Raw genomic sequence first — 15468 nt, forward strand, 5'->3', positions numbered from 1 at the left:
TTATCTATATGGATAACAAGTGTTTAAAACCAATGAAACTCATCTTCCCTCCCATCCTTTGCGATGCCTTCAGAAATGACTATCTTATCATCAATGACCCTGTATACTTTAAAGGGTTACCACTCAACATTTTAGTTGACATTTTAGTTGACATTTTAGTTGACATGATGTTTTCCTGAAATACAAATGATTGAAATACAAATGATTGAGTGGTAACTAATACAAATGATATAAGTGATCATAGTTGCAAATAGTATCACTTTCTAGTATCACTTTCGTTGCAAATCGCCGTTTTCATTGAGTCCCCAGTATCACCCTTTTTGCAAATCAGTTTCAACCCTTTTAACAAATTCATTGTCAGGGTTATTGCAAATCTAGTATCATCTTTTTTGCAAATATAATATCCATAAGTACAAGTCCCCTCCTGAACCCAATGGCTAGATTTGACTATACTGCCCTAATAAGATCTCAGGCGCAAAGTCCTCATTCCGATGCCTTGGAATTGTTTTGTAAGTGACTGCGATTGAGTTCAACTATGAGTTCGACTGGAAGGTCAATCCGGATGACTTCAATTTCGGCAACCTGACCGCTATTCTGCTATCAGAAGATGAACGTCTGTTCTTTACTCAAAGCTGATGAATAAAGTGCCAGGAAGGCGGACTCAGCACCTTGCTTAGTGGTGCCTTATCAATTGCCTGGCACAACTGCCTGGCACAACCGATAACTACGATTGCTGGGAACGCTTACTGTTAATAGAGATACATGAGGTATGCACCCTCACACATTGCTCATCAGTGTTCAGTTCCTTTATTGATTTGCTTGCCGATGTGATTAGTCAGATCAGGATGCCAGTACTGTGACAATGTCTAAAACCAGTCCTATTTAATTCCCAAACATATAATACTTCGAGCCCTATGTGATACGAGATATTGATTTGAAGGTTTGGGTGTGAACTTGTAGCATTGAGACGGCAGAGGATGTAGGTGATAGAATTCCATTGACATAAAGAGCAAATCTGAAAGCTTGGAAAAAATATTATTTTACGTAGCAGTACAAAAGGAGTACACATGCCGTATATTTCTAATACTGATAGAGATAGACGGGAGATGTTTGCCAAAATAGGTGTCCAAAGTTTTGACGAACTTATCCAGGCTATTCCCGAGAAATTCCGCCTAAAGGGTGCTTTGAAAATGGATAAAGCGTTCTCTGAAATGGAGATCACGAACAAAATCAAGAGTCAGACCTGCAACAATCTTTGCACTCAATCCGCCAATTCCTTCCTTGGTGCGGGAGTCTATGATCATTTCATTCCTGCAGCGGTTGACAGCATCGTATCCCGTCCGGAATTTTTTACCGCCTACACGCCTTATCAGGCAGAAGTTAGCCAGGGCACACTGCAATTTATATATGAATATCAGACCATGATATGCGAGCTTACCGGCATGGAGATTGCCAATGCTTCGATGTACGACGGAGCCAGCGCCGTTGCCGAAGCCATCCTGATGGCAGTGCGTAAAAATAAGCTGTTAAAAGCCTTGCTACCTGCCACTCTGAACCCGGAATATGTAAAGGTAGTCAAAGCCTATACTGAAGGAACGGGTGTGGAACTGGTTACGATCCCTGCCAAAGACGGCCTTACCGATCTTGCAGCTTTAAAGCAGATGCTGGATGGTAGTGTGGGTTCAGTAGTGCTGCAAAGCCCAAATTTCAATGGCAATATCGAAGATGCCAAGTCCATCTCGGAAGCCGTACACACTAATGAGAAGTGCCTGTTGATAGCGGCTGTGGATCCCATCTCATTGGCGATACTAAATTCACCTTCCGAATACGATGCCGACATCGTGGTGGGGGAAGGTCAAGCCTTGGGCAACAGCATGTATATGGGCGGCCCGCTCTTTGGCTTCTTTGCCACAAAGCTGGAGATGAATCGTCAGATGCCCGGTAGAATCGTGGGCGGCACTGTGGACAAGGAAGGCAAGCGTGCTTATGCCCTTACTCTGCAAGCCCGTGAACAGCATATCCGCAGGGCAAAGGCTACTTCAAACATCTGTTCCAATCAGTCTCTTTGCACTTTGGCTGCTACGGTATATCTGAGCTTGATGGGTCGTGAAGGCCTGCGAGAAGTTGCCATTCAAAGCACTCAGAAAGCGCACTATCTCGCCGAGGAGCTGTGCAAGATACAAGGCATTGATCTGAAATATGCTGCGGCTCCATTCTTCAAAGAATTTGTGATTACTACTCCCATCGCAGCGGCAGAAATTAATGAAAGGATGCTGCCTCGCGGGATATATGCCGGTGTGGAAGTGGGCAAAAACGAACTGATGCTTGCTGTTACAGAAAAGAAGACGAAAGCCCAAATTGATGACTTTATAAAAGCGATGCAGGAGGTCTGCCATGCCTAAGACTGTTTTTGAATACTCATCTGCCGGTCGCAAGGGCGTGAGCTTGCCCTCTCGCGAGATCGATACCCCCCTAGAGAAATTAATCCCTGCCAAATATCATCGGGAAAAAGCAGCCAGACTGCCGGAACTAAGTGAACTGGATGTGATGCGTCATTACATCAAGCTTTCTCAGCAGAACCACTTTATCGAAAAAGGCTTGTATCCTTTGGGTAGCTGCACGATGAAGTATAATCCAAAAGTCCATGAGACTCTGGTGCGCCACAGTTGTTTTGCGAACATTCATCCTTATCAGCATGAGAGTACTCTGCAGGGCGCACTTGAGTTGCTCTATGAGCTTCAGGAGGATCTTGCTGAGATATCCGGTATGGCGAAAGTAACCTTGCAGCCAGGAGCCGGTGCGCAAGGGGAATTTACCGGAATCAAGATTGTCTCTGCCTATCACAAGGCAAAGGGCAATACTCACAAAACCAAGATCATCATCCCGGACAGCGCGCATGGCACCAATCCTGCCACGTGTCATCTAGTCGGATTTGATGTAGTGGAACTGAAGTCCAATGCTGATGGCCGTTGTGACCTAGCCCGTTTGCGCGAGTTGGTGGATGAGAATACTGCGGGCTTTATGCTTACCAATCCCAATACTCTGGGTTTATTTGAAACTCAGATCGAGGAGATTGCCGAGATCATGCACAGTGTAGATGCCTTGATCTATATGGACGGGGCAAATCTGAACGCGCTTTTGGGCATTGTACAGCCGGGTAAGATTGGTTTTGACATCATGCATTTCAACCTGCACAAGACCTTCTCCACGCCTCATGGAGGCGGCGGTCCGGGTGCGGGTCCTGTGGGCGTGGTTGAAAAACTGATACCCTATCTGCCGGTTCCCACCATCAGTCATGATGATGCCGGTTATCATTTTGATTATACTCACGAAAGCACATCAATCGGGAAAGTCCATACCTTCTACGGTAACTTTGCCATTTTGGTGAGGGCCTACATCTACATCAAGATGTTGGGTGCGGAAGGCTTGCGCAGAGTAAGCGAAAATGCGATTATCAACGCCAATTATCTGATGGCGATATTAAAAGATTATTACCACATTCAGCATCAGGAATATTGCATGCATGAGTTTGTGGCAGATGGAAGCTGGCAGAAGAAAGAACATGGCGTATCAACTCTGGATATTGCCAAACGCTTGCTGGATAAAGGTTTCCATGCTCCAACTGTATATTTCCCGCTGATCATTCCGGAAGCTTTGATGATCGAGCCTACCGAAACCGAGAGTCTGGAATCGCTTGATGCTTTTGCTCAGGCTATGATAGAAATAGCACAGGAAACACAGCAGAATCCTGAATTACTACATGAAGCGCCAATTACCACACCGGTGAGACGGGTGGACGATGTACGCGCCGTGAAAGAACTCGATCCCATATTCAAGATCGAGAAATAAGCTAAAGGAGTTTGAATGAAAAAGCTATTTATACTGATCCTTGCCCTGGTAGCCCTCAGCGGCCTTTGTGCCCAAAATGTGAAGCTGGGCTATGTGAATACCGACCGCATTCTCATGGATAGCAATGAAGCAGCGGAAATTGCCAGATTGTTCCAGCTGGACCGTCAGAACTGGAGCAACCAGATCCGGGGATTGGATGAAGAAATCAAGCAAATGGAGCGCGATTTTGAGATCCGTCGTCTGTCTATCAGCGAAGCCAATAAACGTGAGCTACAAAGCCAAATCGACAGCAAGAAAGAAGAAGCCGGACGCTTGCTGGAAGAGTATTTTGGAGAAAATGGAAGAGCCGAACAGCGTTACCGTGAGCTCATCGATCCGCTCACCAATAAGATACACGACATTATTACCAGGATTGCCGAAGACGAGAAATATACCATGATTCTGGACGTGAGCATGGGTGTGGTGCTGTATGCCGCTCCATCTATCGATCTTACCGATCAGATCCTGCAGGAATTGAACAAGGATACCATCGCACCTGGAGAAGGCACAGATGAACCCATACCGGATAAGGAAGAGACCAAAGATCCTTTGGGTAATCAGATGGATGATGGATTTGGAGGATTTACGGACGATTTTGGCATGGAAAATACTGAAGACAAGAAACCCTGATCATGAAAAGATTTAAGCAACATATAGGCGCAACGGAAGTAATAGCGGCTACTCAAGGCTTGTGGGAGGGATACCAGGATATAGAGTTGGATAGTGTATGTGAAGCAAGCGAGGCACTTCCCGGTTCTGTGATCTTTTGTGAACAGGAACGCTTGGTGGATGCAGTTAATGCTTCTCCGGCGGGCTTGATTATCACGAATCCTGCTTTTGCTCCCCGCTTTCAGGGCAGAAGCCTTTTGATCTGTGATAAACCGTATATCGGTTTCATGAGCTTGGTGGCTTATTGGTTGAAGCTGGATGCCGGAGTAATGGAATACTCTATTCATCCAAGTGCAATCATCGATTCAAGCGCTCGGTTTGAGGGCGAAGTCTCAATCGGCGCATATAGCGTTGTGGGTGCCAATGTCACTTTGGGCAAGGGTGTTCGCATCGGTGCCGGTTGTCATATTGGTGAAAACGTTTGCATAGGCAGTGCCAGTGTGTTGCACGATAGAGTGTGCCTGTATGCTGATACAGAGATTGGCAAGAATTGCGAGATTCACAGCGGTGCTGTATTGGGTGCAGATGGCTTTGGCTATCTGGTTTTGGAAGGTCGCCAGACCAAGATACCCCAGGTAGGCAATGTGGTGATTCACGATGATGTGGAGATTGGTGCAAACAGCACTATCGATCGGGCTACCTTGGGCTCCACAGTAGTGGGTAAGGGTACTAAGATCGACAATCTGGTGCAAGTAGGCCACAATTGCGTGATCGGGCAAAACAGCGTGCTTTGCGCACAGGTTGGCCTTGCTGGCAGCACGATTGTGGGAGACTACGTGTATCTGGCCGGTCAGGTTGGAGCGGCTGGACACCTCAGCATCGGAGATGGAGCAATGGTGGGAGCGCAAAGCGGCATAGCCGGTAGTATACCTGCTGGAGCGCGTTACTTTGGCACTCCCGCTGCGGATGCCAATCAAATGAAACGCGTTTATGTGGCTCAGAAGTATCTGCCAGATATGTATCGGGATTACCAAAAAAGACTCAAGGATGAAAAGTAATGAAAGAATATAAACAGACTATTGGTTCTGAAGTATCCTACACCGGGATCGGTTTACACAGCGGAGAAGTCTCCACGATCCGCTTCAAACCAGCCGGTTGTGATGATGGCATTGTGTTTATCAGGATAGATTTACCAAATCGTCCTGAAATACCAGCAGATATCGATCATGTGGTGGATATTTCCCGGGGCACAACCATCGGAGTTGGAGACGCTACTGTAGGCACCATCGAACATGTCCTCTCTGCCATCAAGGGCTTGAATCTGGATAATGTCCGCATCGAAATCGACGGGCCAGAAGCGCCGGTGGCAGATGGTAGTCCCATTGTGTTCTTCAATCTGTTGAAGCAAGCCGGGAAGGTTCAACAGGATAGCGAACGCGTCTATTTTGAGATCGAGGGTCCCATCAGTTTTTCCGCACCAAGGGAAAATGTGGACGTGGTAATAGTGCCTTCCAATGAGCTGAAAATCACTTTCATGATAGATTATAAACATCCCTATCTGGGTACTCAATATACCTGGCTACCAAATCTCGATGTGTATGAAAAGGAGTTTGCCGGAGCCAGAACTTTCTGCTTTATCAAAGAGATCTTGCAGCTCAAAGAAATGGGGCTGATCAAGGGTGGTTCTCTGGAAAACGCCTTGGTGATTGCGGAACCCGGCATTAGCGACGAGGAACTGAAACACTTACAGGATGTATTTGGCTATCACAATAAGGTGACCGTGTCCGAAGAAGGCATCCTGAACAGCCATCCGCTCCGCTATTACAACGAATTTGTACGCCACAAAGTATGTGATCTTTTGGGAGACATCATGCTATTGGGAGTGCCCATCAAAGGGCATATCCTAGCTGCGCGCAGCGGGCACAAAACCAATGTGGAACTGGTAAAAAAACTACGTCAGATCCAGAAAAAGCAAGAGCTTCAGATGATATACCAGAAGGCTAAAAGCAAAGAAGTGGTGTTCGACATCAACGCCATCATGCGGATCATCCCGCATCGCTATCCCTTCCTGCTGGTAGATAAGATTCTGGAATTCATTCCCGGTGAAAGCATTGTGGGAATGAAGAATGTAACCATCAATGAACCTTTTTTCCAGGGGCATTTCCCTGGACATCCCATCATGCCCGGTGTGCTGATCATCGAAGGTATGGCACAGGCGGGAGGCATCATGTTGCTCAATCAACTGGACAATCCACAGGATTATGTGGCGTACTTTGCTTCCATAGACAACGTGAAGTTCCGCAAGCCGGTGATGCCCGGGGATACACTTCGTTACGAGCTTACAGTGATATCTCTGAAACGGTCTTTGGCAAAAATGCACGGGGATACTTATGTGAATGGGGAAAAGGTTACAGAAGGCGACTTTATGGCAATGATTACGAAGAGGAATGTATGAGCAAGATTCATCCCACAACGATAATAAAAGAAGGAGCCACCATAGGTGCAAACTGTGAGATAGGACCATATTGTGTGATCGGGGAGCATGTGGTGATCGGAGATGACAATATCCTGCAAAACAACGTGATATTGGACGGACACACCACCATCGGCAAGGGCAATAAGATATTTTCATTTGCAGTTTTGGGCACAGACCCTCAAGACCTGAAATTCGCCGGAGAGCCCAGTCGGCTGAGAATTGGTGACCACAATACCATACGTGAGTTTGCAACCATCAATCGCAGCAATCAGATGGAAGAAGATACGGTGGTGGGTTCCCGCAATCTGATCATGGAATATGTGCATATTGCGCACAATTGCCAGATTGGAAACAACTGCATTATCTCCAATGTGGTTCAGCTGGCGGGACATGTGCATGTGCACGATTTCGCCACCATCGGCGGTGTAACAGCTGTTCATCAGTTTGTACACATTGGAACCCAAGCTTTTGTGGGTGGAGCTTCCGCCGTTAAAAAGGACATTGTGCCCTTCTCCCGCGGACAGGGAAATCCCTATCTTACTGTGGGTTTAAACAGCGTTGGTCTGATGCGCAAAGGCTTCTCCAATGAAGCCATCGCCAGCATCAAAGAGATCTACAACCTCTTTTACCGCAGCAAGCTGAACACCACCCAGGCTTTGGAAAAAGCCGAAAGCATGGATCTGGATGAGTATCAGAAAGTCTTTGTGGACTTTGTGAAGACTGCCGATAGAGGCATTTCGAACTAGTGTCATGTCAGGTTTGGTGTGGCAATCTCCGTATTGCCACAGCGACCGAAGGAAGCTTTTGAATCAATCTCAAGTTTGGCAGTCCAGTAGCAAAACGACATTCATGCCTTGACGAGTCACTAGGCGATATTGCACCATCATATTCCACTTGGCTTATGCCGGTTTTTCTGATAGAAAACATAACTCTGAAGCGTAGAATCTTTAGCGGAACTTGACAAAATACTGCAGGCTAAATACCGTGCCATTTATCTGAACAATTGGAGTCGAAATGGAAATAATGCTTTCCGCCCTTACTCAGTTTCAGCTCTCACAGCTGATTATGATCGTTGTGGGTATTGTATTGATATGGCTGGCAATTAGCAAGAAATACGAGCCGGCATTGCTATTGCCGATAGGCTTTGGAACCATCCTGGCAAACATCCCGATGTCTGCGGCAATCGGAGAGCATGGACCCTTGACAGTTTTGTTTAAAGCGGGTATCGATACAGAGCTTTTTCCTTTGCTTATCTTCATCGCTATCGGAGCAATGATCGATTTTACACCCTTACTCAAGAATCCGTTTATGTTGCTTTTTGGCGCTGCTGCGCAATTTGGTATCTTTGTGACCATCGTGGTGGCGGCGGCATGGGGTTTCGACATCAAGGAAGCTGCTTCTATCGGCATCATCGGAGCTGCGGACGGGCCTACGTCGATATATGTGGCAAACCGCTTTGCTCCCAAGCTCTTGGGACCGATCTCCGTGGCAGCATACTCCTATATGGCTCTGGTTCCCATCATCCAACCCCCGGTTATCCGGGCTCTTACTACCCAGAAAGAGCGGAAGATCCGCATGGATTACCATAGCGGAGATGTGCCTCAAACTCTGAAGATACTATTCCCGATTGCCATCACCATCGTGGCGGGAATCTTTGTCCCCGCATCTTTGGCTTTGATCGGATTTCTGATGTTCGGCAATCTGCTGCGTGAATGCAAGGTATTGGATAGTCTGTCCAAAAGCGCTCAGAATGAACTGGGCAACATCGTTACCATCCTTTTGGGCATCACCATTGCCAGCAAGATGCAGGGAGAGTCTTTCTTGCGTCCGGAAACTCTGCTGATCATTGTATTGGGCTTGGTTGCGTTTATCTTCGATACTGCTGGTGGAGTGCTGTTTGCAAAGTTTTTGAACCTGATTCGCAAGGATAAGGTGAATCCGATGATCGGTGCCTGTGGTATATCAGCGTTTCCGATGAGTGCCCGGGTGATCCATCAGATGGGTCAAAAAGAGGATCCTTTCAACTTTCTGCTGATGCCGGCGGTTAGCGTAAACGTTGGCGGACAGATCAGTTCCGTGATCGCCGGAGGCATCATTCTGTCCCTCCTCGCATAGGAGAAAACTATGAATAGCGAACTTAAGGAACTACTGGAGAAGGCCAGAGAAGCTGCGAAAACTGCTTATGCGCCCTATTCGGGATATAAAGTTGGCAGTGCGGTCAAATGTGCTGATGGCAGTATCTTCTGTGGCTGCAATGTCGAGAATGCTTCCTTTTCACTTACCATCTGTGCCGAACGTACGGCGATCTTTAAAGCGATCAGCGAAGGACATCGAGACTTCAAAGCTATAGCAATCTATGTGGATAGCGACAAAACTTTCCCTCCTTGTGGTGCCTGCCGTCAGGTGATTAGCGAATTCGCCCCGGATATCCCCATACTATATGCAAACTGGAACGAAACCATAGAGAGCACTATGGACAAGCTCTTGCCAGGAGCTTTTCGACTGTGATGAATGAAGCTCTGCTGAGTGGCTGTAGAATATGCCCCAGAGAATGTGGTGTAAATCGCTATAAACACAAGGGCTTTTGTCAGGCTCCAGTAGAACTCAAGATCAATCTGGCTCAGTTGCATTATGGTGAAGAACCGCCAATATCCGGAACTAATGGCAGCGGAACGGTATTTTTCTCTCATTGCAATCTGCGCTGTGTATTCTGTCAGAATTATGTGATAAGCCGGGAAGGGCATGGACATATCATCAGCGAAACAGAGCTGGTGGATGTTTTTTTGGATCTTGAAAAACAAGGTGCACACAACTTGAATCTGGTAACACCCACTCAGTATAGCCCGCAGATTAAGAGCGCATTGGAACTGGCCAAGCAAAAGGGACTAGGGATTCCGGTATTGTGGAATAGCAGTGCTTACGAAAAAGTGGATACCCTGCAAAGCCTGGAGGGCTTGGTGGATATCTATCTGCCGGATTACAAGTATGCTCATGGAATATATGCCGGAAAATACTCTCATGCTGCAGATTATCCGGAGGTGGCATTCACTGCTCTCAAAGAAATGTATCGCCAGGTCGGACATCTTCGTCTGAACGCTAACTCATTGGCAGAGAGTGGAATGATGATCCGATTATTGGTTTTACCTCACGGGCTGGCAGGAACAAAAATGAGTTTGAAAAAGATTTTCTACGAATTTGGCCCAAATATGGCACTTAGCTTAATGGCACAGTATTATCCTGCAGCGGATGCACCTCAGTATCCGGAATTGAGCAGGGGAGTTCTGTCCAACGAGTATCAAGAACTAGTGGAGCTTGCTTCCGAACTCGGTTTCCAGCGAGTGTATGTGCAACAGCTTTCCAGTGATGATCTCTGGACTCCGAAGTTTCAGATAGAGGATAATACAGTGTCACAGACCATAAGCCAAGGAAAACATGGATGAATAAACTATACTGTACGATGCTGATTCTGTTCGCTTACACCCTCATGTGGGGGCTTAGGATACAAGTGCAGGGAGAAAGTACCCGATACAATATCCCTGAAACAGAGATCGATAAAGTACAGTATTTGGCCATCAAAGATCTAAGCTCCATCTTCAGTTGTATCCAAAAGCATGAACGAACCGACCAGCGGCTCTACTTGCACATCTACGGTGAGACCTTCATCTTTCTGGAGGGAACCCGGTATTACAGTTACAAGATCGATACATTCAACATGCAATATCCCCTGAAGCGTATTGGCAAGCATTATTACCTTCCCCGTATCTTCTTTACGGAGCATCTGCCCATACATTTTCCGGGTGAGCATGTATATAAAGACTCCATTTTGCAGATTCATAAGCCCGTGGATCACAGTGTACATGTGATCGTGCTGGATCCCGGTCATGGCGGGAAAGATCCCGGTGCAGTGGGCAAGATTCTGAAGGCACGAGAAAAAGACATCAATCTGAGTGTGGCCATGAAGCTGAAACACATGCTGGAGACAGAACTGGGTGTAAGAGTGATGATGTCGCGTTCGGACGATCGTTTTGTCTCTCTGGGAGATAGAACCAAGTTTGCCAATGAGAACAAGGCTGATCTCTTTGTGAGTATTCATACCAATGCCTCAAAAAGCAGTGCTTCCAAAGGGACTGAGACATATTACCTCTCTACGGCTATGACTAGCGACGCCCGTGCGGTGGAAGCCTTGGAAAACCAAGTTGTTGAGATGTATGAGGGAGGTGCCTCCGCTCGTAGCAAATATGACGACCTGGATTTCATCCTCAGCGACCTTAGCCAGACAGAACACTTGGAAAGCAGTAACGAATTGGCTAGTAGTGTCCAGCAAAACCTGATCGCAGGCACTCAGGCTTATGACCGGGGAGTAAAACAAGCAAACTTTTATGTTCTGAGAGGTGCATTTATGCCCTCTGTCTTAATCGAACTTGGCTTCATATCAAACCCGGATGAAGAACGCTTATTGGTAAATGATGAGTACCAACAGCGTCTGGCCCGGACCATATTTGAGGGAATAAAACGCTTTAAATTCAGATACGACAGGATTCGTAACACATGACTAGTGCAAACAAAAAGAAGTCAATCAAAGAAGAGTTGGATACCGGACTGGATATGAATTTGGATCCGGTAGCAATCGCAAAGAACGCTTTTATTAGCAACATCAGCCACGAGATTCGCACTCCCATGAATGCCATCATGGGTTTTGCTCAGATGCTGAAAAGCACAGAGCTAAATCCTCAGCAGTCTGATTATCTGGATGTAATCCTGGATAGCGGAAAGAAGCTTCTCCTGCTGATTGGAAACCTGCTGGATCTATCTAATCTGCAAATGGGCAAAACCAATTTGCATCCAGTTGATTGTGATCTGGACAAGATGATCGATCGGATTTGGGCTCAATTCCGTCCACTGATAGCGGAGAAGAACCTGAAGCCGATCCTGGATGTTCAACATGATCTCCCTATTGCCATAGTAGATGAGGAAAAACTGGAACGATTGCTATCCTTTATCCTCACAAATGCTATCAAATTCACAGAAACCGGATCAGTAACTCTGCGAATACGGTTGATGGACATGTCCAGCGAATATCCCTGGCTGGATATTGAGGTTGAAGATACTGGTTGTGGGATTGAACCAGATCGGCTTCGATACATCTTTCAGGTTTTTGAGCAGGCTGATAACAGCATCACAAGGTCTTATCCCGGTCTGGGGCTGGGCTTGGGATTGTCCGGCAAGATAGTGGAGCTTCTGGGCGGAGAGATCAGCGCAACATCCACTGTGAACATTGGTAGCTGTTTCCATCTGAAGATACCGGTGGAACTGCATTAATGCCTCTGGCAATCCGATCCATTGAACCGGGTAGTTTAGCGGATGAAGCTGGCTTGCAAGCCGGTGAAATCATTCTGGAGATCAATGGTTTAGCTATCCGCGATTTCCTGGAGCTGGAATTTTATGCTTCGGATTATCATCTGAGTTTTCTGCTGGAAGACACAGCAGGAATCCAGAAAGCAGTAAGTATCTACCGAGAGAACACTCGTCCTTTGGGCATCACCCCTTTTGAATACAAGCACCGTAATTGCAATAACCACTGCATCTTTTGCTTTATCGACCAAATGCCCCCTAAAATGCGCAAGACCCTTTATGTAAAGGATGATGACTACATCTTTTCCTTTGTGTTTGGCAATTACATTACTCTCACAAACTTGAAGGAAGAGGATCTCAAGCGTATTTGTGATCAGCATATCAGCCCCCTGTACGTATCCTTACACAGCACAAACAATGCCTTGCGGCAGAAGATGATCCGTTCTGACAAACCGATGGATGCCATGAAGATACTACGTCGATTGGCACAGTGCGGCATCAGCTTTCACATTCAGTTTGTATGCGTTCCCGGTTATAATGATAAGGATGAACTGCGTAGCAGCATCCGTGACCTGATGGACCCGGATTTGAATATAGAGTCCATCGGAGTAGTCCCGGTAGGGCTTACCAAATACCGGGAGGGCTTGTGTGAGCTAAGTACCTTTGACTCTGCTACAGCAGTAGAGACCCTGGATATAATCGCAGACCTCAGAGCCCAATACGACAGCGGGATCATCTTTGCCGCGGATGAATTCTACTCTTTGGCAAATCGCGAAGTTTCCGAAGATGACTTTTATATGGATTATCCCCAATTGGAGAATGGCATCGGGATGCTTCGCTATACCAGGACAAACTTCAGCAAGCGTAAACGGGCATTCTTGAAGGAATTGCGCCAGAGTGATTCCGCTTATCTCTTTGCGTGTTCTCAAAGCGCTGAAAGATGGATCAGGCAGATCGTGAAAGACCTGGCAAAACGCCTCCCAGATCGCAGTTTGGTGCTTCAGGCGATCCGTAACGATTTCTTCGGAGAGCATGTGACGGTAGCTGGCTTGCTTACTGCACAGGACATCATCCAGCAGATAAATCCCAAACCAAACTCCACGATTGTATTGCCATCCTGCATCTTCAATCATGAGGGATATACTTTGGACGGCAAGACGATAGCGGATCTGCAGCGAGCCCTCGGCAGCAAAATCCTGGTCGTCGATCCCCTTTGGGACAATTGGCAGCGTTATAACTAAAGATTTTGCTTGAATGATTTACGCCATTATTTATCTTGACTTCCATCGATCAATATAGGTTAAAGGAGCTATCGATGCGTACAATACAAGGAAATCTGGTTTCCAAAGGCTATCGCTTTAGCATTGTAGTAAGCAGGTTCAATGAGGCTATCAGCAGTAAACTGCTGGAAGGAGCTCTTGACTGTCTGCGCCGTAGTGAAGTGCGTGAAGATGACATCACGGTGATCTGGGTTCCCGGAGCTTTCGAGATTCCTCTACTGGCTCAAAAAGCCGCCGAAGATCCCCATACAGATGCGGTTATCTGCCTTGGCGCGGTGATTCGTGGTGGTACACCCCATTTTGAGTATGTGTCTTCCGAAGTTAGCAAAGGTGTGGCGCAGGTGGCTTTACACAGCGGTAAACCGGTGATATTCGGAGTTCTAACCACAGACAGCGTGGATCAGGCCATTGAACGTGCCGGCACAAAATCCGGAAACAAAGGCTTTAGCGCGGCGCTGAGTGCAGTGGAGATGGTTAGCTTGTTGAGGGAGATGCAAAATGGGCCAGCGTCGTAAAGCGCGCGAATTTGCCGTTCAGTGCATATACGCACTGGATTTTGCCGATGTTGCAGCCGATTTTCGGGAATATGGCTTTCTGAACGAGTATCCTGAAGTGCTGCGGCAATTGACTTCAGCTGAAAACATCAGCCCCAGCTCGCCCTTATATGCTTTTGCGGATGAATTGGTAAAGAACACTATTATCAACATCGAAGACATCGAAGCTGAAATCGATAAATACACCGAACATTGGTCTCTGGAATCTATCGCACATTTGGATAAAAGCATCCTGCTTGTGGCGGTGTATGAACTGATGTTTACTGATACTCCTGCTCCGGTTATCATCAATGAAAGCATTGAGATAGCCAAGAAGTTCTGTAGTGAACACACCGGTAAGTTCATCAACGGAATCCTGGATGCCATCAACAAAGGGATACCTCATAGTATTCCGGGAAGGCAATTGCCCACCTGATTAAGATGAAGATTAGCTGCAGTATCGGCGTTTTCGCCCACAATGAAGAAGCAAATATCCTGCATTTGCTTAAGGCTCTTCATCAGCAAAAGCTGAATCAGGCAGAGATAAAGGAGATTATCGTAGTCTCCAGCGCCAGCACGGATAAAACCGACGATCTGGTAAGGCAATATGCTTTGAATCACTCTGATGTCACACTATACACACAGCCAAAACGGGAAGGTAAATCCAATGCCATTAATCTGTTCATAGAGCACTCTTCCGAACCGATTCTCGTGGTGATCTCCGGAGATGTGATCCCCGCCGAACACACGATTGAGCTCCTGGTTAGTGCGTTTGACGATCCTGATGTGGGGGCAAGCGGTGGCAGACCGATGCCCATCAATAGCGACCGCAACTTTATTGGTTACTGCGTAAACCTGCTCTGGCGGATGCATCACAGAATGGCGCTGATCTCACCCAAACTTGGTGAAATGATAGCTTTCCGTAGGTTGATGAAAAGTATCCCACGGGAATCTGCGGTTGATGAAGCCAGCATTGAAGCCATCGTGAAGCAGCATGGCCTGCACTTGCGCTATATTCCTCAAGCTGAGATCATCAACAAGGGTCCTGAGACCTTCAGGGATTTTGTAAAACAACGCCGTCGCATTCAAAACGGACATTTATGGCTAATGAAGCATCAGAATTATCAAGTGATATCCCAGGACAAAGCTACCTTGTTTACCATCCTGAAAGAGGAAATGGCGGAAAGACCCACAGAAATACTCAGACTGGCAGGAGCAGTAATTTTGGAAGTGTTTTGCCGTCTCTTGGGTTCTTGGGATTTTTATATCAAAGGCAAAAATCCCTTTGCCTGGGATATCTCAACCAGCACAAAGAAGCTAAAAGCATAAG

General features: G+C 46.8%; 16 protein-coding genes. All 16 read left to right on the forward strand.

Annotated features, from left to right (window positions below; translation table 11 throughout):
* The first annotated feature begins 513 nt into the window (after window positions 1–513).
* Entirely contained in the window at window positions 514–636 is a 123-nt protein-coding gene (locus PHF32_04795) for a hypothetical protein (GenBank protein ID MDD4560044.1), read from the forward strand.
* A gap of 431 nt (window positions 637–1067) precedes the next feature.
* Complete coding sequence (gene gcvPA, locus PHF32_04800) at window positions 1068–2402, forward strand: aminomethyl-transferring glycine dehydrogenase subunit GcvPA (protein ID MDD4560045.1); 1335 nt, start codon at window positions 1068–1070, stop codon at window positions 2400–2402.
* A complete protein-coding gene (gene gcvPB, locus PHF32_04805; GenBank protein ID MDD4560046.1) occupies window positions 2395–3849 on the forward strand; it encodes an aminomethyl-transferring glycine dehydrogenase subunit GcvPB in 1455 nt (484 codons plus the stop codon). The genes gcvPA and gcvPB overlap by 8 nt, the downstream gene beginning before the upstream one ends.
* Before the next feature lie 15 nt (window positions 3850–3864).
* On the forward strand, window positions 3865–4518 hold the full coding sequence (locus tag PHF32_04810; GenBank protein ID MDD4560047.1) for an OmpH family outer membrane protein: 654 nt from the start codon (window positions 3865–3867) through the stop codon (window positions 4516–4518).
* A 2-nt stretch (window positions 4519–4520) separates the two neighbouring features.
* On the forward strand, window positions 4521–5555 hold the full coding sequence (gene lpxD / locus PHF32_04815) for a UDP-3-O-(3-hydroxymyristoyl)glucosamine N-acyltransferase (GenBank protein MDD4560048.1): 1035 nt from the start codon (window positions 4521–4523) through the stop codon (window positions 5553–5555).
* Window positions 5555–6952, forward strand: coding sequence for a bifunctional UDP-3-O-[3-hydroxymyristoyl] N-acetylglucosamine deacetylase/3-hydroxyacyl-ACP dehydratase (locus PHF32_04820; protein ID MDD4560049.1), 1398 nt, complete (start codon window positions 5555–5557; stop codon window positions 6950–6952). Before lpxD ends, PHF32_04820 begins: the two co-directional genes overlap by 1 nt.
* Window positions 6949–7719, forward strand: coding sequence for an acyl-ACP--UDP-N-acetylglucosamine O-acyltransferase (gene lpxA, locus PHF32_04825; protein MDD4560050.1), 771 nt, complete (start codon window positions 6949–6951; stop codon window positions 7717–7719). The genes PHF32_04820 and lpxA overlap by 4 nt, the downstream gene beginning before the upstream one ends.
* Window positions 7720–7987: 268 nt before the next feature.
* Window positions 7988–9088, forward strand: coding sequence for a sodium ion-translocating decarboxylase subunit beta (locus PHF32_04830; GenBank protein MDD4560051.1), 1101 nt, complete (start codon window positions 7988–7990; stop codon window positions 9086–9088).
* Between the two features lie 9 nt (window positions 9089–9097).
* Complete coding sequence (locus tag PHF32_04835) at window positions 9098–9481, forward strand: cytidine deaminase (protein ID MDD4560052.1); 384 nt, start codon at window positions 9098–9100, stop codon at window positions 9479–9481.
* The gene (locus PHF32_04840) at window positions 9481–10413 is read left to right on the forward strand and encodes a radical SAM protein (protein ID MDD4560053.1); all 933 of its coding nucleotides are present in this window, start codon (window positions 9481–9483) and stop codon (window positions 10411–10413) included. The genes PHF32_04835 and PHF32_04840 overlap by 1 nt, the downstream gene beginning before the upstream one ends.
* On the forward strand, window positions 10410–11525 hold the full coding sequence (locus PHF32_04845) for an N-acetylmuramoyl-L-alanine amidase (GenBank protein ID MDD4560054.1): 1116 nt from the start codon (window positions 10410–10412) through the stop codon (window positions 11523–11525). The genes PHF32_04840 and PHF32_04845 overlap by 4 nt, the downstream gene beginning before the upstream one ends.
* Complete coding sequence (locus tag PHF32_04850; GenBank protein ID MDD4560055.1) at window positions 11522–12292, forward strand: ATP-binding protein; 771 nt, start codon at window positions 11522–11524, stop codon at window positions 12290–12292. Before PHF32_04845 ends, PHF32_04850 begins: the two co-directional genes overlap by 4 nt.
* A complete protein-coding gene (locus PHF32_04855; GenBank protein MDD4560056.1) occupies window positions 12292–13566 on the forward strand; it encodes a DUF512 domain-containing protein in 1275 nt (424 codons plus the stop codon). The genes PHF32_04850 and PHF32_04855 overlap by 1 nt, the downstream gene beginning before the upstream one ends.
* Before the next feature lie 74 nt (window positions 13567–13640).
* The gene (gene ribE, locus PHF32_04860) at window positions 13641–14120 is read left to right on the forward strand and encodes a 6,7-dimethyl-8-ribityllumazine synthase (GenBank protein ID MDD4560057.1); all 480 of its coding nucleotides are present in this window, start codon (window positions 13641–13643) and stop codon (window positions 14118–14120) included.
* Window positions 14104–14574, forward strand: coding sequence for a transcription antitermination factor NusB (gene nusB / locus PHF32_04865; GenBank protein ID MDD4560058.1), 471 nt, complete (start codon window positions 14104–14106; stop codon window positions 14572–14574). The genes ribE and nusB overlap by 17 nt, the downstream gene beginning before the upstream one ends.
* A gap of 5 nt (window positions 14575–14579) precedes the next feature.
* Entirely contained in the window at window positions 14580–15467 is an 888-nt protein-coding gene (locus PHF32_04870) for a glycosyltransferase family 2 protein (protein MDD4560059.1), read from the forward strand.
* Window position 15468: the final 1 nt, after the last annotated feature.

The sequence above is a fragment of the Candidatus Cloacimonadota bacterium genome, from assembly GCA_028706475.1.
Taxonomy (GTDB): Bacteria; Cloacimonadota; Cloacimonadia; order Cloacimonadales; family Cloacimonadaceae; genus UBA5456.

Excerpts from the sequence above, each read along its gene's own strand:
- nusB (MDD4560058.1), top strand. The coding sequence starts at position 14,104 with ATGGGCCAGCGTCGTAAAGCGCGCGAATTTGCCGTTCAGTGCATATAC.
- PHF32_04840 (MDD4560053.1), top strand. The coding sequence starts at position 9,481 with ATGAATGAAGCTCTGCTGAGTGGCTGTAGAATATGCCCCAGAGAATGT.
- PHF32_04830 (MDD4560051.1), top strand. The coding sequence starts at position 7,988 with ATGGAAATAATGCTTTCCGCCCTTACTCAGTTTCAGCTCTCACAGCTG.
- PHF32_04810 (MDD4560047.1), top strand. The coding sequence starts at position 3,865 with ATGAAAAAGCTATTTATACTGATCCTTGCCCTGGTAGCCCTCAGCGGC.
- PHF32_04835 (MDD4560052.1), top strand. The coding sequence starts at position 9,098 with ATGAATAGCGAACTTAAGGAACTACTGGAGAAGGCCAGAGAAGCTGCG.
- PHF32_04845 (MDD4560054.1), top strand. The coding sequence starts at position 10,410 with ATGAATAAACTATACTGTACGATGCTGATTCTGTTCGCTTACACCCTC.
- PHF32_04855 (MDD4560056.1), top strand. The coding sequence starts at position 12,292 with ATGCCTCTGGCAATCCGATCCATTGAACCGGGTAGTTTAGCGGATGAA.
- lpxD (MDD4560048.1), top strand. The coding sequence starts at position 4,521 with ATGAAAAGATTTAAGCAACATATAGGCGCAACGGAAGTAATAGCGGCT.
- PHF32_04850 (MDD4560055.1), top strand. The coding sequence starts at position 11,522 with ATGACTAGTGCAAACAAAAAGAAGTCAATCAAAGAAGAGTTGGATACC.
- lpxA (MDD4560050.1), top strand. The coding sequence starts at position 6,949 with ATGAGCAAGATTCATCCCACAACGATAATAAAAGAAGGAGCCACCATA.
- PHF32_04870 (MDD4560059.1), top strand. The coding sequence starts at position 14,580 with ATGAAGATTAGCTGCAGTATCGGCGTTTTCGCCCACAATGAAGAAGCA.
- PHF32_04820 (MDD4560049.1), top strand. The coding sequence starts at position 5,555 with ATGAAAGAATATAAACAGACTATTGGTTCTGAAGTATCCTACACCGGG.
- ribE (MDD4560057.1), top strand. The coding sequence starts at position 13,641 with ATGCGTACAATACAAGGAAATCTGGTTTCCAAAGGCTATCGCTTTAGC.
- gcvPA (MDD4560045.1), top strand. The coding sequence starts at position 1,068 with ATGCCGTATATTTCTAATACTGATAGAGATAGACGGGAGATGTTTGCC.
- gcvPB (MDD4560046.1), top strand. The coding sequence starts at position 2,395 with ATGCCTAAGACTGTTTTTGAATACTCATCTGCCGGTCGCAAGGGCGTG.